Annotated in this window: 18 protein-coding genes and 1 pseudogene; 10 read left to right on the forward strand and 9 right to left on the reverse strand. The window is 72.8% G+C overall.

The features are described 5' to 3' along the window. Nucleotides 1-316: 316 nt before the first annotated feature. Both ABZ342_RS16435 and ABZ342_RS16440 read right to left on the reverse strand, forming a co-directional pair. Nucleotides 317-1,216, reverse strand: coding sequence for a hydroxymethylglutaryl-CoA lyase (locus tag ABZ342_RS16435; RefSeq protein ID WP_360473536.1), 900 nt, complete (start codon nucleotides 1,214-1,216; stop codon nucleotides 317-319). Between the two features lie 2 nt (nucleotides 1,217-1,218). After that, nucleotides 1,219-2,427: a CaiB/BaiF CoA-transferase family protein gene (locus tag ABZ342_RS16440; RefSeq protein ID WP_360473538.1), complete on the reverse strand. Its 1,209-nt coding sequence runs from the start codon at nucleotides 2,425-2,427 to the stop codon at nucleotides 1,219-1,221. Nucleotides 2,428-2,543: 116 nt separating this feature from the next. On the opposite strand from ABZ342_RS16440, the gene ABZ342_RS16445 reads away from it, so the two are divergent. Further along, entirely contained in the window at nucleotides 2,544-3,338 is a 795-nt protein-coding gene (locus tag ABZ342_RS16445) for an IclR family transcriptional regulator (protein ID WP_360473540.1), read from the forward strand. 157 nt (nucleotides 3,339-3,495) lie between these two features. After that, nucleotides 3,496-4,890: an MFS transporter gene (locus tag ABZ342_RS16450; protein ID WP_360473542.1), complete on the forward strand. Its 1,395-nt coding sequence runs from the start codon at nucleotides 3,496-3,498 to the stop codon at nucleotides 4,888-4,890. Here the strand turns inward: ABZ342_RS16450 and ABZ342_RS16455 are convergent. Together ABZ342_RS16455 and ABZ342_RS16460 are read right to left on the reverse strand one after the other, a co-directional pair. Continuing rightward, entirely contained in the window at nucleotides 4,859-5,374 is a 516-nt protein-coding gene (locus ABZ342_RS16455) for an AAA family ATPase (RefSeq protein ID WP_360473544.1), read from the reverse strand. The genes ABZ342_RS16450 and ABZ342_RS16455 overlap by 32 nt on opposite strands. Nucleotides 5,375-5,563: 189 nt before the next feature. Next, nucleotides 5,564-6,184: a sigma-70 family RNA polymerase sigma factor gene (locus ABZ342_RS16460; protein WP_360473546.1), complete on the reverse strand. Its 621-nt coding sequence runs from the start codon at nucleotides 6,182-6,184 to the stop codon at nucleotides 5,564-5,566. A gap of 234 nt (nucleotides 6,185-6,418) precedes the next feature. Between ABZ342_RS16460 and ABZ342_RS16465 the strand changes: the two genes are divergently transcribed. From ABZ342_RS16465 to ABZ342_RS16480, 4 genes are all read left to right on the forward strand, one after another. Then, nucleotides 6,419-6,823 carry a pyridoxamine 5'-phosphate oxidase family protein gene (locus ABZ342_RS16465; protein ID WP_360473548.1) on the forward strand — a complete coding sequence of 135 codons (405 nt, stop codon included), beginning with the start codon at nucleotides 6,419-6,421 and terminating at the stop codon, nucleotides 6,821-6,823. Nucleotides 6,824-6,969: 146 nt separating this feature from the next. Beyond that, a complete protein-coding gene (locus ABZ342_RS16470) occupies nucleotides 6,970-8,475 on the forward strand; it encodes a GAF domain-containing protein (RefSeq protein ID WP_360473665.1) in 1,506 nt (501 codons plus the stop codon). Continuing rightward, nucleotides 8,472-9,131, forward strand: coding sequence for a response regulator transcription factor (locus tag ABZ342_RS16475; protein WP_155543709.1), 660 nt, complete (start codon nucleotides 8,472-8,474; stop codon nucleotides 9,129-9,131). Before ABZ342_RS16470 ends, ABZ342_RS16475 begins: the two co-directional genes overlap by 4 nt. A 109-nt stretch (nucleotides 9,132-9,240) precedes the next feature. Next, on the forward strand, nucleotides 9,241-9,675 hold the full coding sequence (locus ABZ342_RS16480) for a hypothetical protein (RefSeq protein ID WP_155543710.1): 435 nt from the start codon (nucleotides 9,241-9,243) through the stop codon (nucleotides 9,673-9,675). Between the two features lie 117 nt (nucleotides 9,676-9,792). Here ABZ342_RS16480 and folE read toward each other — a convergent pair whose 3' ends face one another. After that, nucleotides 9,793-10,413: a GTP cyclohydrolase I FolE gene (folE, locus tag ABZ342_RS16485; protein WP_155543711.1), complete on the reverse strand. Its 621-nt coding sequence runs from the start codon at nucleotides 10,411-10,413 to the stop codon at nucleotides 9,793-9,795. A gap of 86 nt (nucleotides 10,414-10,499) precedes the next feature. Here folE and ABZ342_RS16490 point away from each other — a divergent pair, with 86 nt between their 5' ends. Next, nucleotides 10,500-11,156, forward strand: a complete 657-nt coding sequence (locus tag ABZ342_RS16490; RefSeq protein WP_360473551.1) for a helix-turn-helix domain-containing protein — start codon at nucleotides 10,500-10,502, stop codon at nucleotides 11,154-11,156. A 45-nt stretch (nucleotides 11,157-11,201) separates the two neighbouring features. Here the strand turns inward: ABZ342_RS16490 and ABZ342_RS16495 are convergent. The 3 genes and pseudogenes from ABZ342_RS16495 to ABZ342_RS16505 all read right to left on the reverse strand — a co-directional run. Continuing rightward, nucleotides 11,202-11,936 (reverse strand): annotated as a pseudogene (locus ABZ342_RS16495) (sulfite exporter TauE/SafE family protein); the annotation flags it as partial. 51 nt (nucleotides 11,937-11,987) lie between these two features. Further along, nucleotides 11,988-13,115: a CU044_5270 family protein gene (locus ABZ342_RS16500; protein WP_360473553.1), complete on the reverse strand. Its 1,128-nt coding sequence runs from the start codon at nucleotides 13,113-13,115 to the stop codon at nucleotides 11,988-11,990. Then, complete coding sequence (locus ABZ342_RS16505; protein ID WP_360473555.1) at nucleotides 13,108-13,680, reverse strand: RNA polymerase sigma factor; 573 nt, start codon at nucleotides 13,678-13,680, stop codon at nucleotides 13,108-13,110. Before ABZ342_RS16505 ends, ABZ342_RS16500 begins: the two co-directional genes overlap by 8 nt. Before the next feature lie 117 nt (nucleotides 13,681-13,797). Here ABZ342_RS16505 and ABZ342_RS16510 point away from each other — a divergent pair, with 117 nt between their 5' ends. From ABZ342_RS16510 to ABZ342_RS16520, 3 genes are all read left to right on the forward strand, one after another. Next, nucleotides 13,798-14,682, forward strand: a complete 885-nt coding sequence (locus ABZ342_RS16510) for a hypothetical protein (RefSeq protein ID WP_360473557.1) — start codon at nucleotides 13,798-13,800, stop codon at nucleotides 14,680-14,682. A gap of 83 nt (nucleotides 14,683-14,765) precedes the next feature. Continuing rightward, nucleotides 14,766-15,809: a LacI family DNA-binding transcriptional regulator gene (locus ABZ342_RS16515; RefSeq protein WP_360473667.1), complete on the forward strand. Its 1,044-nt coding sequence runs from the start codon at nucleotides 14,766-14,768 to the stop codon at nucleotides 15,807-15,809. Nucleotides 15,810-15,962: 153 nt separating this feature from the next. Further along, nucleotides 15,963-20,042 (forward strand): beta-galactosidase, encoded by a 4,080-nt coding sequence (locus ABZ342_RS16520; protein WP_360473559.1) that lies wholly within the window; start codon nucleotides 15,963-15,965, stop codon nucleotides 20,040-20,042. Here the strand turns inward: ABZ342_RS16520 and ABZ342_RS16525 are convergent. Further along, a complete protein-coding gene (locus ABZ342_RS16525; protein WP_360473561.1) occupies nucleotides 20,023-20,730 on the reverse strand; it encodes a DUF6008 family protein in 708 nt (235 codons plus the stop codon). The two genes, ABZ342_RS16520 and ABZ342_RS16525, sit on opposite strands and share 20 nt — an antisense overlap. Between the last annotated feature and the right edge of the window lie 105 nt (nucleotides 20,731-20,835).

Raw genomic sequence — 20,835 nt, forward strand, 5'->3', positions numbered from 1 at the left:
GCGAAAAGGCGCCGGGAATCGACGAAGAATGGGGTACGCGAAAAACGCGGGCGCGACGGACCGCACCTGGATCACGCTGGGCGGCCGCGCGTGTCCCTCTCCGGCGTACTCGGGGGTGCGGTCATCCTGGGCCGCTGACCGGGGCGTTGTCCAGCTTCCGGCGATGTGGCGAAAAACTTTGAACCGACCTGAACCCGCATCCGTATACCTGGGTGAGGCCTGCTGAATGCCTGCTCGGCGAATGACCGGCCGAACCCGGCGTGAATGGCTGATTCCTGCCGTTCGGCGACCAGAACCTGCCATTCACAGCATCGAGTCAGCGCAGCGCCGCCGGAACGGCGGGAATCGCGGACAGCGCCGAGTTCAAGCGGTGGCCCACCGCGAGTCCCACCTGGTCCCGCAGTGTGGCCAGTTTCCCCCCGTCGATGCCGGTCGCGATGCCTTCGCGGTGGAAGAAGTCGACGAGGTCGTCCGTCGCGACGTTCCCGGACGCGCCCGGGGCGAACGGGCAGCCGCCGAGGCCGCCCAGGGCCGCGTCGAACCGGCGAATGCCGAGGCCGAGCCCTTCCCACGCGTTCGCTGCCGCCAAGCCGTAGGTGTTGTGCAGGTGCAGGCCGAGCGGGACGTCCGGCAGCTCGTCCCGGACCGCCGATACGATCGTGCGCAGCTGGCTCGGCCGCGCCGCGCCGATGGTGTCGGCGAGGTGCACCACGCGCGCGCCCATTCGGCCCAGCCGCGCGGCCACGTCGGCGGTGCGGTCCGGGTCCGTGTCGCCGTCGAACGGGCACACGAACGCCGTCGCGACCGACGCTTCCACCGCCACCCCGGCCGAACCCAGCAGCTCGGCGCACCCGGCCAGCCGGTCGAGGGCCGCGGCCGTCGGCACGCCCGCGTTGGCGACGCTGTGGCCGTCGCTCGCCGACACGACCAGCCGCACCGACTTCGCGCCGGCGTCGATCGCCTGCCGCGCCCCGCGTTCGGTGAACACGAGCGTGTGCAGGGTCGCCGGAGCGCCGGCCAAGGCCCGCAGCACCTCGCCGGTGTCGGCCATCTGCGGCACCCGGCGCGCGGAGACGAACGACCCGGCCTCCAGGGACCGCACCCCGGCGTCGATTAGGCCGCGGGCGAGCCGGACCTTCTCGTGGGTCGGCACGGTGACGGCTTCGTCCTGCAGGCCGTCGCGCAGCACGACCTCGGTGAGGAGCACTTCGGTCATGGTCAGATCACTCCACTCTCGCGGAGGCGGGTGACCGCCTCGCCGGTGACGCCGAGCTCGGCGAGCACGGCCTCGGTGTGTTCGCCCAGCTCCGGCCCGAGCGCGCGGGTGCGGCCGGGGCGCTCGGTCAGCGTGGGCACGATGCCGGGGAAGGTGACTTCGCCGTCGTGGCCGCGGACGTGGTGCCGCTCGTGCATCCCGCGCGCCTCGAAGTGCGGGTCCTTGGCGATGTCCGCGGCGGTCAGGATCGGTCCACACGGGACGGACGCCTCGCGCAGCACGGCTTCGGCGGCTTCCTGGGAGAGTGTCGCCGTCCACGCGCCGATCGCGCCGTCGAGGAGCGCGGCGTGCTCGACCCGGCCGGCGTTGTCCGCGAGCCGCGGGTCGCCGGCGAGGTCGTCCCGGCCGATGCTGTGCATGAGCCGGCGGAAGATCGCGTCGCCGTTGCCGCTGACCACGATGTACTTGCCGTCGGCGCAGCGGTAGGTGTTGGAGGGCGCCACCCCGGGCAGTGCGGAGCCGGCCGGTCCGCGCACGACGCCGAACGCCGCGTAGTCCGGGAGCAGTGACTCCATCAGCGAATAGACGGCTTCGTACAGCGCGACGTCGACCACTTCACCCGGGGTGGCACCCGGCTCGCGGTCGCGCCGGAGCAGGCCCATCAGCGCGCCGATCACCGCGTAGAGCCCGGCGACGGAGTCGGCGAGGCTGACCCCGACGCGCGTGGGCGGCCGGTCGGGATAACCGGTGAGCGCGCGCAGGCCGCCGATCGCCTCGGCCACGCCGCCGAAGCCGGGACGGTCGCGGTAGGGGCCGGTCTGGCCGTACCCCGAGACCCGGACGACGACCAGCCGCGGGTTGAGCGCGCGCAGCTCGTCCGGACCGAGGCCCCAGCGTTCGAGGGTGCCGGGGCGGAAGTTCTCCAGCAGGACGTCGCTGCGGGCGGCGAGCGTGCGGACGAGGTCCTGGCCTTCCGGGCGGCGCAGGTCGACGGTCACCGAGCGCTTGTTGCGGCCGAGGGCGCGGAACAGCAGGGACGTGTCGCCGGCGTGCAGCCGCCACCGCCGGAGCTCGTCCCCGGTGCCCGGGCGTTCGACCTTGACGACGTCGGCACCGAAGTCGGCCAGGAGCCGGCCGGCGGTCGGCGCGGCGATGAAGTTGCCCAGTTCGACCACCCGGATGCCCGCCAGGGGTCCGGTTTGCTGACTCATGCCCGACTCCAAACCACGATGTGAGTTGTAAACCCAGAATACGGGCGAGTGTCGCGGAGTCAACAGCGCGGAGCGTGGATAGACTGTGCGGCACACCACGGGCACGGGGCGGGGCGATGGCAGAGGAAGAACGCAGCGGCACGACGCCGGTGCTGGTCCTGCGCAAGTTCAAGCAGATCCTCGAGTCGTTCACGATCGACGACCCCGAGCTGACGCTGCAGCAGATCACCCGCTCGACCGGGCTGCCGGCGAGCACCTGCCAGCGGCTGGTCCACAACCTGGTGCGCGAAGGCTTCCTCGACCGCTACGACGACACCTACCGCGTCGGGCTCGGGCTGGTCCGCTGGGCGGCGCCGGGCACGTTCGGCCTCGACCTCGTCCGGCTGACCCGGCCGGTGCTGCAGCAGCTGCGCGACGAAACGGGCGAGACAGCGTGCCTGTACGTCCGCGATGGCGCGTACCGCACGGTGATCTCGCTGGCCGAGTCCCGGCACCCGGTGGTGCGCCTGTTCGTCGTCGGCATGGTGATGCCGTTGCACGCCGGGTCGGCCGGGAAGGTGTTCCTGGCCTGGGACAAGCTGGCGGTCAAGGACGCGATCGGCCACGGCCTGGCCCGGTTCACCCCGCGGACGACGGTGGACATCGACCTGCTTTCCGAGCAGCTGCGCCAGATCCGCGACGCGGGGTACGCGGTCAGCTTCGAGGAACGCGATCTCGGCGCGGCGTCGCTCAGCGCGCCGGTGTTCGGCCTGAACGGCGAGGTCAGCGCGGCGATCGGGATCGGCGCGCCGACCCAGCGCATGACGCCGGCCGACGTACCGCGCCTGGCGCCGGTCGTCGTCGAGGCCGCGCGGCGCGCCTCGGAACGGCTGGGTCACCGGCCCGGCGTGGAGCAGGTCGCCGCTCTCTGAGTTCTCGGGACGCCGCGAGCGCCCGGTTCGTGCCGGATGGCGCCCTGGTGCCCGTTAACGCACCATGACCCGTGCCCGGCTGTCCTTGACTCGGCGCGGCCACCGTCACATTATGGGTCGGCCAACCACATCGTGGAGAAGTCAAAGGAGACGACGGATGGCGAATATCCCCGACGCCACCGTGCCGGACACCGGCACGATCGCGGGCCGGCTCGACCGGCTGCCCATCACCCGTACGCACCGGCGGGCCACCGTCGCCGTCGGGCTCGGCCTGTTCTTCGACTTCTACGAGGTCTTCCTGACCGGCGTGCTCAGCTCGGTGCTCGTCCAGGAGTTCTCGCTCACGAAGGCGGAGCTGCCGCCGCTGCTGGCGTCGACGTTCGTCGGTATGTTCTTCGGGGCCCTGCTGCTCGGCCGGCTCGCCGACCGGTTCGGCCGCCGCGGCGCGTTCCTGCTGAACCTGGGCCTCTACTCGCTGTTCTCGCTGCTCGGCGCGTTCAGCGGCAGCGCGCTGATGCTGCTGGTGACGCGGTTCTTCGCGGGCATCGGCCTGGGCGCGGAGCCGCCGCTGGCCGACACCTACCTCACCGACCTGCTGCCGGCCCGCAAGCGCGGCCGGTTCATCGCCTGGGCGTACACGCTCGCCTTTTGCGGCTTCCCGGTCGTCGGCTTCCTCGCCCGCGGCCTGACCGAGCACGAGATCTTCGGCATCGCCGGCTGGCGCTGGCTGTTCGTGATCGGTGCTCTCGGCGCGGGCGCGGTGTTCCTGCTGCGGCGCGGCCTGCCCGAGTCGCCGCGGTGGCTGGAGTCCGTCGGCCGCACCGAGGAGGCCGAGCACCTGGTGGCCGGGCTCGAGGCCGAAGCACGCGGCGGCGTCAACGAAAACGCCTCCCCGGCGCGCGGCAACACCCGCAAGCGCGCCGCCGCGCCGGTCCGCGAGCTGTTCGGGCCGGCACTGCGCCGCCGCACGTGGATGATGGTCGTCTTCCAGATCCTGCAGACGCTCGGCTACTACGGCTTCGGCACGCTCGTGCCCTTGGTGCTGGCGGCCAAGGGATACGCCCTCTCGCAGTCGCTGCTGTTCGCCGCGCTGACCTACCTCGGCTACCCGGTCGGCTCGGCGCTGTCGCTGCCGCTCGTGGAACGCGTCGAGCGGAAGTACCTGGTGGTCGGCTCGGTGCTGGCGATGGCGGTGTTCGGCATCGCGTTCGGCTACTCGGGCTCGATGGCGCTGATCCTCGTGTTCGGCTTCCTCTACACCGCGACCAGCAACGTGTTCTCGAACGCCTACCACATCTACCAGGCCGAGATCTTCCCGACGGCGCTGCGCTCGACGGCGTCGAGCGGCACCTACTCGCTCTCGCGGCTGGCGAGCGGCGCGATGCCGTTCGTGCTGGTGCCGCTGCTGAACTCGCACGGCCCGACGACGCTGTTCCTGGTCGTGGCCGCGGCGCTGGTGGTGGTCGCGGTGGACATCGCGGTGCTCGGCCCGCGCACGACCGGCCGGCGATTGGAGAGCGTCAACGACGAGATCGCGCCGCCGCTTCGATGACGGCCACCGCCTCGTCGACGGGCAGCCGGGCGGTGTCGACGACGAGGCGGTCGCGGGTCCACGGCTCGTACTCGCGGGCCGTGATCGCCGCCCAGGTGGGCGGGACGTGCCCCGGGATGCCGGTGTCCCGGCTCTCCGCGCGGCGCCGGTGTTCGGCGGGATCGGAGCAGACGATCTCGGCCTCGAGCACGCGCGCGCCGGCGGCGAAACCGGTGTCCCGCCAGGCATCGCGGGTGAGGGCGAGCGGGTTGACGCATTCGGCGACGACGCTGACACCGGTGCGCAGCAGATCGCCGGCAACCCCCTGCGCGACGACGTAGCCGACCGGCCCGAGCGGGTGCGCCAGGGGAGTGCTGCCGACGATGGCGTGTTCGATGGTGTCCACCCGCAGGAAGGAGAAACCGCTACGCCGCGCCAGTTCCGCGGCGACGGTGCTCTTCCCGGTGGCGGGCAGCCCGCCCAGGACGATCAGCAGCGGAGGCACGGGAGGATGATCGCACGCCGCAGGGCACGCGGCCCCGTGCGGCGGGGCGTGGCCGGTGGCGCCGCAGGTCTTCTCGATAGGGGAACGGGGCGTGCCGACGACCCGGCGCCGAGCGAGGTCGGGAATGCCGTATCGAAGGAGGCCAAGTCCCTCGATGCGGCATTCCCGGGTCCACCGCGGCCGCGCCCGTCAGGACGCCGCGCGTTTCTGCGCCAGCAACCCGCGCCGCAACGTCGTCAACGCCCGGTGCTGGGCCACCCGGACCGCGCCCGCGCTGGCCAGGCCGACCGCGGCCGCCGTCTCCTCGGCCGAGAGGCCCAAGATGATGCGCAGCACCAAGATCTCCCGCTGGCGCGGCGGGAGCGTGTCGAGCAGTCCCGCCGACCAGTCCAGGCCCGCCGCGCGCTCGACCTCTTCGCCCGTCGGGTCGCCGCCCGTCCAGCGCTCGGCCGGGGGCTCGGCCGGGGGCTCGGCCACCGGGCTCGTGCGGTCGCGGGCGCGCTTGCGGTGGACGTCGGACACCTTGTGCGCCGCGATGCCGAACACGAACGCCAGGAACCCGTCGGCCTCGTAGCGATACCCCGGCAGCGCGCCGACGACCGCCATGAGCACGTCCTGCGCGCAGTCCTCGGCGTCCGACGAACCGTCCTGCCACGTGCCGAGCCGGCCGAGGCAGTAGCGGAACACCATCGGCCGCAGCGCGCGCAGCACACCCGCGATCGCGGCTCGGTTGCCGGTCATCGCGGACCGGACCTGCTCCGGATCGAGGCTGAACGTCGCGGGTTCGCCCGCGGCGGACTGCGGAGGCATCGGGTCTCACCTCTCCTCGGCAACGGACGGTCACGACGCTAGGTCACCCCTCGTGGCCGCCACACCGGCCGGGCGGCCGCCGCGGCCCGGGTCTTCCGGCCCTGGCGCGGGTCCCTCCGGTGTGCGTCCCGTGACGTCCGGGAGGGGCCGGGCCGAACGGCCCTATCGGCGGCCTCGGCCCCTCGATCACGCTGGCGATCGGGGATTTTTCACAGGGAGAAACGCAGGGACGCGATGGTGGACGACGTGGGCTTCGGGCTGCTGCTCGACCGGCAGGAGTGCCTCGCGCTGCTCCGGAAGTCGAGCCTCGGCCGGGTGATCTTCACCCACCGGGCCATGCCGGCCGTCCGGCCGGTGCGCTACGTCGTCGTCGACGACGCCGTCGTGTTCGCCGTCCCGACCAGCAGCCCCCTCTACGCGGGCGCCCGCGACGCCGTCGTGGCGTTCGAAGCCGACGACTTCGCCGACGACTTCGGCGCCGGCTGGTACGTGAGCCTGCTGGGACGCGCCACCGAGTCGCCGGCCGACGACGCCGGGATCGCCTGCCCGTGCCCGTGCCCGGGCCTCGCCGGCCGCCGGTTCCTGCGGATTCCGGCGGAGACCATCACCGGCCACCGCATCGCCTGCCACGCGGAGTAACAAACGGACTCTTCCGATCGACCCACCGGATGGACGAACCGGATTGGGCCGACACGGGCAGTCGCCTGTGGGACCCTTGACGGCCCGGGGACACCCCCGGGATCGGGCTCATGTGGGGTCGGCGGGAAGTGGCGGACGAAATCGGCATGCCGGCGATCCTGGCCGCGGTGGCCGGGATCGCGCGGGAGCTGGAAGTTCCGGCGGTACTGCGCACCGCGGTGACGACGGTCTGCGACCTCGTCGGCGCGCGGCACGGCCGCGTCGAGGTGACGGGTCCCGAAGGTGCCGTCGCCGAATACGGGCGGGCCGGCGGCAACGGGGTGGTCGAGCTGCCGGTGCGGGCCGGGCCGAAGACGTTCGGCCGGTTCGTGATCGAGCCCGCGCCCGGCCGCGAGCTCGGCCTCCGCGAGCGCGAGGTGGTGGGCGCGCTCGTCGCCGCGACCGCGATGGCCGTCGACAAGGCGATGCTCGTCGACCAGATGCGCCGCCGCGAACGCTGGCTCGAAGCGTCCTACGACGTCACGAGCGCACTGCTCGCCGCGCAAGACCTTCGGGCCACGCTGAGGCTCGTCGCCGAACGCGCGCGCGTGGTCGGCGGCGGTACCGCCGGCGCGATCGCGCTGCCCGACGGGCCGGGGCGGCTGGTGTTCGACGTCGTCGAGCCGCCGGGGGAGGACGCCGACCGGCTCACCGGCGTGACCGTGCCGACCGAAGGGACGGCCACCGGGGTCGCGTTCACCACCCGCCGCCCGGTCGTCGTGCGCGACTACGGCGACCGCGTGCAGGAGCAGCAGCGCGACCTCGCCGGGGCGATGCCGGCGATGATCAAGGACCTGGACTCGGCGATCTCGGTGCCGCTGCTGGTCGGGGACGAGACGCTGGGCGTGCTGGTCGTCGCGAAGTTCCGGGACAAGACGCCGTTCACCCCGACCGAGGTCCAGCTGGCCGAGACCTTCGCCGGGCACGCCGCGCTCGCCGTCGAGTTCTCCCGGGCGCAGGAGGTGCGCCAGCAGCTGGCGGTGTTCTCCGACCGCGACCGGATCGCCCGCGACCTGCACGACCTGGTCATCCAGCGGTTGTTCGCGACCGGTCTCGGGCTCGAGGGCGTCAGCAGGCTGATCGCCGATCCGGCCGTCGGGGCGCGCGTCGCCGGGTTCGCCCAGGACCTCGACGGCACGATCCGCGAGATCCGCAACAGCATCTTCTCGCTGCAGGCGCCCGCCCAGGCGCAGGGAAGCCTGCGCGCCGAGCTGCTGCGCGTCGCCGTCGACGCGCGCGACACGCTGGGCTTCGAGCCGCGCGTCGGCTTCGACGGGCCGCTCGACGCCGCGGTGCCCGACGCCGTCCGGTCCGACCTGCTCGCGTCGCTGCGCGAGGCGCTGACGAACGTGGCCCGCCACGCCGGGGCGACGTCGTCGTCGGTCGACGTCACCGTGGACGGCGCCGGCCGGCACCTCAGCCTGGTGGTGCGCGACGACGGCACCGGCCCGCCGCCGGAGCGCGAGCGTGTCAGCGGGCTCGCCAACCTGGCCGCGCGCGCGGCCAGGTGGGGCGGGACCTGCGACCTGGTGGCCGCCGACGGTGGCGGCTCCCGGCTGGAATGGACCGCGGAGCTGCCGGCACGGACCGGCGAGCAGGGGAGTGGACGATGACGATCTCGGTGTTCCTGCTGGACGACCACGAGCTGGTCCGCACCGGCCTGAAGACCGTCTTCGAGTCCGAAGAGGACATCGAGGTGGTCGGCGAGGCGGGAACCGCGGCCGAGGCGCTGGTCCGGATCCCGCAGGCCCGCCCGGACGTGGCGATCCTCGACGTCCGGTTGCCCGACGGCCAGGGCGTCGAGGTGTGCCGCGAGATCCGCTCGACGGTCGAGCCGGCGCCGGCCTGCCTGATGCTGACGTCCTATTCGGACGACGACGCGCTCTTCGGCGCGATCATGGCGGGCGCGGCCGGGTACATGCTCAAGCAGGTCTCCGGCCGGTCGCTGGTCGACGCCGTCCGCACGGTCGCCGTCGGCGGCTCGCTGCTGGACGCCACGCTGACCGCGTCGGTGATGAACAAGCTGCGCGGCGAGGACGTGGCGGCCCCGGACCCGCGGTACGAGCAGCTCAGCCCGCAGGAGCGGCGGGTGCTGGACCTGGTCGCCGAAGGCCTGACCAACCGGCAGATCGCGGAGCGGCTGTTCCTGGCGGAGAAGACGGTGAAGAACTACGTGTCTTCGGTGCTGCACAAGCTCGGGGTCGAGCGGCGCACTTCGGCGGCGGTGTACGTGTCGCAGCGACGCGCCGACGGCGGCCGTTCGTCCTGATCGCACGCCCACTCGGCGGAAACCGGTCGGGCATCCGACGTATCTGGCCGCAAATGCGATACACCTGTCGGGTGACGCACGAGTTGTCGTGCGCGGCAGAGGGGACAGCATGTCGGGGTTGTCGAGCGGGGACTATGTCACGCAGCAGATCAAGGCGCTGGCCAGAGCCGTGCGCCGGGAAGGCGCCGGCGGCGTCGGCACGCGCAGCTTCCAGCTGGCGGAGCACCTGGCGGCGGAAGGGGGCATCCACCGCGGCGACATCCTGACGGCGACGGCGACGCTCCTGGCGATGACGGCGTGGTGCGACGGCGAGGCGGACGCGGCCTGCCGGTTCGCGGAGCTGGCCGGCGAGCACGACGAGGATTCACGCGAGCTGGTCACGCACCTGCTGCGGCTGGAGGCCGGGGCGGATCAAGGGTGGCTGCCGCAGGAGCAGGTGGAGGCGTTGCTGGAGTACGCGCGCCGCTCCCGCCGGGGCGACCTGGAGCTGCGGGTGCGCGCGATCGCCGGATCACGCGGCGGGCGGCACCGGCGGGACAACTAGCGGTTCGGGGGTCGTGGGCGGTGAGCCGGGCTCACCGCCCACGACCGGACAGCCGGCGCGGCCGGCTCGTGAGCGGACGCGCGGGATCGGCCGGCGCCTCCGCGCCGGCGGCGTCCGTCAGGCACTCACCCCGGTCAGCGCGAAGAACTCCTGCCGCGTCTTGGGTTCCTCGCGCAGCAGCCCGTGCAGGGACGACGTGACGGTGAGCGCGCCGATCGCCCGCACCCCGCGCAGTGACATGCACAGGTGCTCGGCTTCGATCACGACGCCGACGCCCTTCGGCGCCAGGTGCTCCTGCAGCCAGTCCGCGACCTGCTTGGTCAGCCGCTCCTGCACCTGCAGGTCGCGCGCGAACATCTCGACGACGCGGGCGAGCTTCGACAGGCCGAGGATCCGCTCGCCGGGGAGGTAGCCCACGTGCGCGACGCCGCGGAAGGGCAGCAGGTGGTGCTCGCACAACGACTGCACCGGGATGCTCTTGGCCAGCACGAGCTCGTCGTAGCCCTCGTCGTTCGGGAACGTCGTCAGCTGGAAGTCGCGCGGCTGCAGCATCTCCGCGTAGGCGTGGGCGACCCGCCGCGGCGTGTCGCCCAGGTGCTCGGACGACGGGTCCTTCCCCAGCGCCCGCAGCAGGTCGGCGACCGCGCGTTCCGCCGCCGGCAGGTCCATGGCGTCGCGGTCGTGGACGACACCCAGGTGCCGCAGCGGCACCGGTTCACGGACGGGATCGACGGTCACGGAAGCCTCCTTCTAAAACCAAGACGAGCCGACGTTAGAAGCCCTCCGAGGTTTTCGTCAACGGTTGTGTGTTTTAGAGTGCTCGGATGCACAAGTCCCAGGCCGGCGCGCTCGCCGCGGTCGCGGCGCTCGACGAGCCGACGCGCCGGCGGCTGTACGAGTACGTCGTCCGGCGCCCGGAACCGGTGAGCCGTGACGACGTCGCTTCGGCTCTCGCCGTACCGCGGGCGACCGTCGCCTTCCACCTGGACCGGCTGGTGGCGGAGCGGCTCCTGGTCGTCGAGTACGAGCGCCGCTCCGGCCGCACCGGGCCGGGCGCGGGCCGCCCGGCGAAGCTCTACCACCGCTCCGACCGGCAGGTCAGCGTCTCGGTGCCCGAGCGGCACTACGAGCTGGCCGGCGAGCTCTTGGCATCCGCCGTCGAGGAGGCCGACGCGACCGGCGGCCCGGCGCGCGAAATCCTGGCGCGGCGCGCCCGCGAGCACGGGGCCGAGGTGGCCGCCGGTGCCGCGGACGTCGTCGCCACGCTCGAGGAGCACGGGTTCGAGCCGCGCGTCGAAGGCGACGGGGTGCTGCTCGGCAACTGCCCGTTCCAGCGGCTGGCCCGGACGCACCCGCGGCTGGTCTGCGAGATGAGCCTGGGGCTGGTCGAAGGCATGCTCGCCGGCGCGGGTGAGCACCGGCTGCGCGCCGGCCTCGATCCGGAGCCCGGCTTGTGCTGCGTGCGCCTCGCGCCCGCCTGAGCGAGGTGTTCGCGGGGGAACTGCTCGAGCCGGCGGCTTTCGCTTCTACCGGGGGAGGAACGGGAGGACGAAGAGGAAGGCGCCGAAGCCGACGAGGGCCGCCGAGGCGACGCGGTGGAGGTGGCGCCCGCGCAGCTTTCGCGCGAGGCGGGTGCCGAGCAGCGTGCCGGCGCCGGCCAGGACGCCGAGGACGCTGCCGAGTCCGAAGTGGACGGAGCCCTGCGCCGCGTAGCCGAGCGTCGCGAAGCCCACGAGCGGTAGCTGGATCAGTTGCCCGGCCGCGATCGTCGTCAGCGCGGGCACGCCGAGCGCGAGCAGCACCGGGACGAGCAGCACCGGCCCGCCCGTGCCGGTCAGCGCCGAGCCGAACCCGACGACCGCCCCGACCGCGACCGCGGCGGGCGCGGGCAGTTCACGTGCTTCGCGGGGCCGTGCCCAGAGGTTGAAGGCGCCGGAGCCGGCGGTCACGGTCGCGAGGAACAGCCAGAGGACGGTCGCCGGGACGACGCCGTTGACGAGCGCGCCGGCCGCCGCGGCCGGTGCCGCGCCGAGGGTGAGCCGGCCGCCGAAGCGCCACGGCATGGCCTGGTGGCGCGCGTAGGCGGTGGTACCGACGATCCCGGTGAACAGGAAGCACCAGCTGCTGGTGCCCGCCGCGGTGTGGATGTCGAGCCCGGCGAGCCAGGTGAGCGCGGGCGGCAGGAGGACGCCGCCGATGCCGATCATGCCGATGAAGACACCGACCGGTACCGCGAGGAGCAGGACGGCCACCACGGACTCGACCGTAGCCGGTGGCCGGCCGGCACCCCGCTCCGGGCGCCGGCCGGTTCGCTACTTGGCCGGAACCTCGCCGAGGCGACCGGCGACCGCGGTCGTGATCGCGCTCGCGCCGAGCTCCGTGCCCGGCTTGATCCACGGCTCGTCCGGCTCCGCGCCCGCCACCGTGCGCTCGCCGATGAACTGGCCCGTCACCGGGTCGATGATCAGCTGCCGGATCTCGTGCCGGTCGTCGAGGCCGAGCGCGACGCCGGTGCGGCCGTCGAGGTTCGTCTCCGCGGCCAGGATCGTCATGCCCGGGATCTTCGCCAGCGCCCGGTACCACTGCGCCCGCAGCCCGGCCGGCATCAGCCCGGCCCGGAGGATCTCGGTGCCGAAGTGGAACATCGCCGACGGCGTCGAGCCGCGGCCCTTCGTCAGGCTCCGCAGCTTCGCGTACAGCGCCGCCGGGTCGTGCGGCAGCGTCGCGTAGAACGCGGGGCTGTCCCAGTCGGCCGGGTCGTCGCACTTCTTCGCCGGCTTCGACTTCGGGAAGAAGTCGCCGCAGCGGCCCTGCCACTGCCCCTGGTCGGTGTCCGTGATCTCCGGCTCGGGGGACTGGGCCTGCGGCTGCGAACCGCCGAGGAACTTCCCGGTGGTGAGGATCTTGCGATTCTGCTGCCAGACGTCGTGGGTGTCGGCCGGGATCCAGAGGTCGACCTGCTGCTCCCACAGGTAGGTGTAGCCGGTCGTCTCCCCGGTGTGGACGCCGCGCCCGACCCACGTGTGCTCGCCGACGTACCGGAACTGCCCGGGACCGACGGGCTGGTCGACCGCGCCGACGCTGAGGTCGGCCGCCCGGTTCAGCACCTGCACCGCCGACATCAGCTTGATGTCGGGCCAGTTCGCGGTCGGGTTCCGGCTCGGGCCCGGGGTCGCGCTCGCGAGGGGGGACGGGCCGGCGGGCCCGGCGGTGGGCCCGGACGAACCGGTCTGGACGACGACGACCGTCACCGCGACCACCCCGGCCACGGCGGCGGCGACCGGCAGGGCGAACCGGCGGGTCCGCCTCGGCCGCAGCGGGACGACGGTCGATCCGGCGTCCAGTTCGGCCATCAGCCTCGCGCGGGCCGCGGAGAGGTCGGCGGGTGCCGTGCGGGCGTCGCGGTGGAGCAGCTCGAGGGTTTCGTCGAGCTCAGGCATGGGGGTTCTCCTCGGTGGGGACGAGCTGGGCCTGGAGGCGGTGGCGGACGCGGTGCAGGCGCGAGCGGACCGTGCTGGCGGGCACGCCGAGCGCTTCGGCGACTTCGGCGGGTTCGAGCCCGGCCCAGGAGGTGAGCAGCAGGACGTCACGGTCCTCTTCGGACAGCGCGGCGAGCGCGCCGGCGAGGAGGCGCAGGCGTGCGGCCGCGTCGACCCGGCCGGCCACCGCGGTGTCGTGGTTCTCTTCCGGGCGCTCTTCGGCGCCGGCCCGCGCCGTCAGCTGGAACCCGCGCACCTCGTGCCGCACGTGGTTGCGCAGCAGGTTGGTCGCGATCCCGTAGAGCCAGCCGCGGATCGGGGCCTTCTCGGGGTCGTAGCTGGCGCGTCTGCGCAACGCGACGACGAACGTCTCCGCCACGAGGTCGTCGGCGGTGTGCACGCCCACCCGGCCCGCGAGGTATCCGCGCAGGGGATGGGCGTACTCGTCGAAGAGCCGCGAGAAGACCTCTTTCGGATCCCGCGCGGCGAGGTCGGGCCGGTCGAGCCGTTCCACGATTCTGGTCACGGTACTGGTTGTCGCGACCCGCCGCTCGCGTCCCCGACCGCCCGGCCGGATGAGACGCAGGCCACATCCGGGCCCTTCCGGCCGAACAGGACCGGGGGCTGCGGACAAGAGCCGGGTATGCACAGGGGAACCGCGATGCTACTGGCCGGGACCTGCGCCGGGGCGGTGGTGGCGATGCTCGTCGTGGCCTCGGCGGTCCGGCCGCCGGGCCCCGCGGCGGCGGCCGGACCGGCGCTCGCGACCGCACCGTCGTACACCACGAGCGTGGCCACGACGGCGACTTCCGCGCCGCCGGAGACCTCGGCGAAGCGGCAGCCGGCGCCCGACGGCGCCTCGCTGGCGAAGCTCGTGCCCGGCAAGCTCAGCGTGCTGGTCCACGACCGCGAGAACGACCAGGACGTCGTGTCCTACCGCCCGGACGCGACCTACACGTCCGCGTCGCTGGTCAAGCTGTTCATCGCGCTGGAAGCGCTGCGGCGGGGCGAGCCCGCCGACGAAGTCGCGGAGATGCTTTCGCGCAGCGACGACGACGTCGCAAGTCGGCTGTGGACGAAGCTCGGCGGCCCCGCGATCGTGACGTCGTGGGCGAAGCGGATCGGCTTGCGGTCGACGAGCCCGCCCGCCGACGCCGCGCACTGGGGCAGCACCCTCGTGACCGCCGCCGACCTCGTCCGCACCTACCGGTACCTGATGGACGAGGCCGGCGCGGGCACCCGGCAGATCGTCCTGCGCGCCCTCGGCGGCGCCACCGAACACGGCGCGGACGGCTTCGACCAGTACTTCGGCATCCCGGACGCGGTCGAGGGCGCCGACTGGGCGGTGAAGCAGGGCTGGTCCTGCTGCGACCCGGGCCGCAACCTGCACACCAGCGGGCTCGTCGGCGGGCGCCGCTACATCGTCGTCGTGCTGACCGCCCAGCCCGCCGCCACGTCCTGGGCGAAGGCGTCGCAGAACGTCACCGCGGTCGTGAAAGCGCTCTCCGGCCCGCTCGGCCGGCCCTGACGCGCCCGGCGTCCGCCGGGAACGGCCCGTTCGGCGGTACGGTCTCGTCGGTGGTGACGCAGCACGAGGTGGAGGGGGCCAGGGTGGTGGACCGGGCGAAGCCGGGGGAGCAGGCCAGGACGGCGGCACCGGGACCGCGGCAGCCCAGCCTCGCCGACGTCGCCGGCATGGCCGGGGTGTCGCACATGACCGTTTCGCGCGTGGTGAACGAGAGCGGGCCGGTGCGCCCGGAGACCCGGGAGCGGGTCCTCGCCGCCGTGCACAAGCTCGGGTACCGGCCCAACACCGCCGCGCGGACGCTGGTGACCGGCCGGTCGGGCACCCTCGGCGTGGTGGCGCTGGAGTCGAACCTCTACGGGCCGGCGAGCACGTTGTACGGCATCGAGAACGCGGCGCGCGAAGCCGGGTACGGCGTCGCGATCTGCAGTGTCACGCGGCCCGGCCGGACGTCGATCGGCGACGCGGTGGAGAGCCTGCGGCGCCAGGCGGTCGAGGGGATCGTCGTCATCGCCCCGCACGTCACGGCCGGCCGCGCGCTGGCCGCGGTGCCCGGCGACATCCCGGTGGTGGCCGTCGGCGGTGGCGAGTCGGCGCCGGTGCCGGTGATCTCGGTCGACCAGTACGACGGCGCCCGCCGCGCCACCGAGCACCTCTTGGCGCTGGGGCACCGGACGGTCTGGCACGTCGCCGGGCCGGAGGACTGGCTGGAGGCCCGCGACCGCGAACGCGGCTGGCGCGAGACCCTGGAGCGGCGGGGCTTGCGGGTGCCGGCGGTCGTGCGCGGCGACTGGAGCCCGCGGTCGGGCTACGAGGCGGGTCGGTCGCTGGTCGGCAAGCGCGGGCTGAAGGCGGTGTTCTCGGCCAACGACCAGATGGCGTTGGGCGTGCTGCGCGCGTTCACCGAGGCGGGGATCCGGGTGCCGGAGGACGTCCACGTCGCCGGCTTCGACGACGTCCCGGAGGCGGCGTACTTCAACCCGCCGCTGACGACGGTCCGCCAGGACTTCATCGAGGTCGGCCGGAAGACCTTCGGTCTCCTCGAGGACCGCATGGCGGGCGGCGACGTGCGGGCGCGCCACCTCGTGCCGGCCGAGCTGATCGTGCGGGAGAGCACCGGCCCGCGCTGATGTCCGGTGGATGACCGGTTCGAGACAGCGGACCTGGACAGTTAGCGCTAACACTACCTCGGCACTGATCCATCTCGGTGTTGTATCTTGACCGCTTCTGTGTGGTTGCCAAAGGATCGTGTTCGGTTCAGTGCCGTTCCAGGAGGTCCCCGCATGCGTGCTCCCGTCCGGGCCCTGCTCGTCGCCCTGCTCGCCCTGGCCGGCGTGGTCGTCCCGCAGGCCACCGCGGCGCCGGTGCGGGCGGGACACACCGTCACCTACGACGGCTACTCGTTCCTGGTCGACGGCAACCGGACCTACCTGTGGTCGGGGGAGTTCCACTCCTACCGCCTCCCGAGCCCCGACCTCTGGCTCGACATCTTCCAGAAGATGAAGGCCGCCGGGTTCAACTCGACGTCGCTCTACTTCGACTGGGGCTACCACTCGCCGCGCCAGGGCGTCAACGACTTCACCGGCGTCCGCGACCTCGACAAGCTCCTCGACGTGGCCCAGCAGGCCGGGCTCTACGTCATCGCGCGGCCCGGGCCGTACATCAACGCCGAGGTCGACGGCGGCGGCTTCCCGACCTGGCTGTCCATCACCCCCGGCCACACCCGCAGCGCCGACCCGGTCTACCTGAAGTACTCCGACGAGTGGCAGACGCAGATCGACCGGATCATCGCGCGTCACCAGCTGACGAACGGCACCGGCAGCGTGCTCGCCTACCAGGTCGAGAACGAGTACTACAACGGCAACGCCGACGGCCGCGCGTACATGAAGCACCTCGAGGACAAGGCCCGCGCCGACGGCATCACGGTTCCCTTGGTGGGCAACAACAACGGCACCTTCAACGCCGGCGAGGCCGCGCTCGACGTCGATGCCGCCGACTCCTACCCGCAGGGCTTCGACTGCTCCAACCCCACGCGCTGGAACGGCGTCCCCGACATCAGCTACGACCACGTCCCCGGCAAGCCGCTGATCACCGCCGAGTTCCAGGGCGGCGCCTTCGACCCGTGGGGCGGCCCGGGCTACGAGAAGTGCGCGCAGCTGATCAACGACCAGTTCGCGAACGTCTTCTACAAGCAGAACATCGCGGTCGGCGCGACCGGCCAGAGCTTCTACATGCTGCACGGCGGCACGTCGTGGGGCTGGAGCGCGATCCCGCAGAACTACACGTCCTACGACTACGGCGCGGCGATCACCGAAGGCCGCCAGTTCGACCCGAAGTACAACGAGGACAAGCTGATCGGCTACTTCACGCAGTCCGTCACCCCGCTGACCAAGACCGACGGGCTTGCCTCGGCGCCCCTGACCGACCCGGCGCTGACCGACACCGCCCGGATCAACCCGGACACCCGCACGCAGTTCCACACCCTGCGCCACACCGATTCGACGTCCACCACCACGAACACCACGAGCCTCGCGCTCGACCTCGCCGCGCACGCCGGCTACACCTACGACGACCGCGCCGCCGAGGTCGGCTACACCGGCACCTGGAGCCACGTGGGGCCGGAGGTGAACTACACCGGCGGCGACTACCAGCACACCGAGTCGTTCTCGGAGGTCACCGGCGACGACGTCAGCATCCCCTTCACCGGCACCGGGATCCGCTGGGTGACGTCGAAGGACCCGAGCCACGGCATCGCCGACGTCTACCTCGACGACGCGAAGGTCAGCACCGTCGACCTCTACGCGACGAGCAAGCAGAACCAGGTCACCGGCTACGAGGTCCGCGGCCTGCCCGCCGGCGCGCACACGCTCAAGATCGTCGTCACCGGGCAGAAGAACACGAACGCGACCGGGCCGTTCGTCGTCGTGGACGCCGTCGACCTGCTGTCGGGCAGCAGCGACTACTACCCGGTCGTCCCGCAGCAGCCCGGCACCGGGATCACGCTGAACGGCCGGCAGTCGAAGATCGTCGTCGCCGGGTACGACCTCGGGCAGACCCGGATGCAGTACTCGACGTCGGAGATCATGACGAACGCGGCCATCGGCGGCCGTGACGTCGCCGTCCTCTACGGAGACAAGGGCGGGCCGGGCGAAACCGTCTTGCGGTTCGCGAAGCAACCGTCCGTGCAGGTGCTCGGCGGCAGCGCGACGTCCACTTGGGACGCCGCTCGCGGCGACCTACGGCTGAACTACACCCACGACGGCCTGGCGCGCGTGCTCGTCACCGCACCCGGACAGCGGCCGCTGCTCCTCTTGCTCGCGGATAAGGCGACGGCGGCGACCTTCTGGCGCCAGGACACCGCGGCGGGCCCGGTGCTGGTCCGCGGTACGCACCTGGTGCGGACCGCGGCCGACGACCACGGCACCCTGAACCTGACCGGCGACACCGGCACCGACGGCGCGTTCGAGGTTTTCGCACCCGAGAAGGCGTTGTCGTGGAACGGATCCCGGGTCGCGACCCAGCCGACGCCGAGCGGCAGCCTCACCGCCACCGCACCGACCGCGAAACCGGTGACCCTGCCCGCGCTGGGCGGCTGGAAGCACCAGCAGGAGTCACCGGAGAGCCAGCCCGGCTTCGACGACTCGGCTTGGCCGGTGGCCGACAAGGACACGTCGAACAGCTCGACGGTGCTCGGCACGAAACCGGTGCTCTTCGCCGACGACTACGGCTTCCACACCGGCAACACGTGGTACCGGGGCCGGTTCGCGAGCGACGGCAAGCAGACCGGGATCACGCTGTCGAGCCAGAGCGGCGGCCCGGCGGGTGCGTTCTCGGCGTGGCTCAACGGCGTCTTCCTCGGCAGCTCGACCGATCCGCAGCACACATTCGGCTTCCCGGCCGGTTCGGTGCGTCCGGGCGACAACGAGATTTCCGTGCTGACCGTGAACATGGGGCACGAGGAGGACTACGGCGCGAACAACGGCAACAAGGCTGCGCGCGGGCTCACCTCCGCGCGACTGACCGGGTCGCCGCTGACGTCGGTGACCTGGCGGCTGCAGGGCGTCCGCGGCGGCGAAACCGGCCTCGACCCGGTCCGTGGCCCGCTCAACACCGGCGGGCTGTACGGCGAGCGGGCGGGCTGGTCGCTGCCCGGCTTCCCCGACGGGCGCTGGACGTCGACGACGCTTCCGGCGAGGGACACCACGCCGGGCGTGTCCTGGTACCGCACCACCGCGGATCTCGACCTGCCCCGCGGTCAGGACACCTCGCTCGGCCTGACGATCACCGACGATCCGGCTCGCCAGTACCGGGCGCTGCTCTTCGTCAACGGCTGGCAGCTCGGCCAGTACGTCAACTACCTCGGGCCGCAGCACAGTTTCCCGATTCCGAACGGGATCCTGAACCCCAACGGCCACAACACGATCGCCGTCGCGGTGTGGAACCTCGACGGCAGCACGGGCGGCCTCGGCAAGATCGCGTGGACGAACTACGGCAGCTACCGCTCGCCGCTCACCGTCAGGCAGAACGCCTCGCCGGGCTACGACCCCGGGCGGTACGCGATGCCGGCGGCACCGACGGCGGCCGTGTCGCTGACCGCGCCGGACACCGTGACGGGCGGGCAGCGGTTCACCGCCTCGGCGACCGTGCAGGTCCCCGCGGGCGCGCCGCCGGCGTTCGACGTCAAGCCGGTGCTGACCGCGCCGGCCGGGTGGACGGTCGGGGCGGCCTCCCCGCCTTCGGTGGCGAAGATCGACGGCGGGAAGTCGGCGAGCTTCACCTGGCCCGTCACCGCTCCCGCCACAGTGGACACTTCCGCGCTGAAGGTGACGGTGGCTTACCGGCAGGCCGGACGGTCGGGATCGGCGGCGGACGAGCGGATCGTCGGCGCGGTGCCGCCCGCCCCGCCGGCCGGGCATGTGGCCGTCAGCTCGCTGCCGTTCCTGACGGCGACGAACGGCTGGGGCCCGGTCGAGCGCGACACGAGCAACGGCGAAGCGAGCGCGGGCGACGGCAAGCCGATGACTATCGGCGGGGTGGCGTACGCGAAGGGCCTGGGCGCCCACGCGGCGAGCGACGTCCAGCTCTACCTGGCGGGTTCGTGCAGCCGGCTGACGGCCTCGGTCGGGGTCGACGGCGAGACCGGCACCGGGGGAAGCGTGAGTTTCAGCGTCTCGGTGGACGGCGCGACCCGGGTGACGACGCCGGTGGTCAGAGGCGGCCAGGCGGCCTTGCCGATCGACGTCGACCTCACCGGGGCCCAGGTCCTCGACCTGCTGGTGTCCGACGGCGGCGACGGCAACGGCAACGACCACGCGGACTGGGCGCTGCCGACGCTGACCTGCGCTACGCCGCCCGCCGGGTGAGCTCCGGGACGGGCCGGACGAAAAACGTCGCCCGGACCTCCCGGCGTTCGCGCCACAGGTGGTACAGCGCCAGGCCGAAGATGATCGAGCCGATCACGTTCGCGGCGAAGTGCCACCACACGCGGTAGGTCGTCAGGCCGATGCCCGGGTCGACGAGCCCGAAGAACGTCGAGAGCCCGATCGCCCGGGGCGCGCCGAACGCGATCGACAGCGTGAGGACGAGGTGCTCGAGCCCGTGCAGCCCCTGCATCCAGACGCCCATCTTCGCCCAGCGGCGGGCGCGCGTGCCGAGCGCCCGCCGCGTGATCACCATGACCCCGGCCAGCCCGGCGAGGAAGATGAAGTTGCCCGTGAGGTGCAGCAGTTCCATCCCGAACGTCTTGCGACCGGGGAGGAGCATCTGCAGGCCGTTCGCGAGGCCGGTGCCCCACGGCGTCATCCACGCGGGGGAGTTCGGGTGCCCGAGCCAGTAGCCGACCTGCGCGATGTGCTCCTGGACGTGCCCGAGCTGCCCGAGCACGCCGACGCCGATCACCGCGACCGAGCCGCGGTACACCCACGGGCGCACCGGCCCCCGGTTCGCGTACGCCAGCACCCCGACCGCCGCCCACATGGCCAGCGCCCAGAGCACGAGCAGGGTCGCGCCCGCGACGTCCCAGCCGGACATCGCCCCCATCGGCATCGTCATGGCCGCCTCCCGTCCGCGTCCCGCCCAGGCTAGCCGCGGAACCGGCCGCCGAACGTCTTCCGCCGTGCGGCCGGAACCGGACAAACCGTTGCATGGCAGGGGTTT

Source organism: Amycolatopsis sp. NPDC005961, from assembly GCF_040629235.1.
GTDB classification, from domain to species: domain Bacteria; phylum Actinomycetota; class Actinomycetes; order Mycobacteriales; family Pseudonocardiaceae; genus Amycolatopsis; species Amycolatopsis camponoti.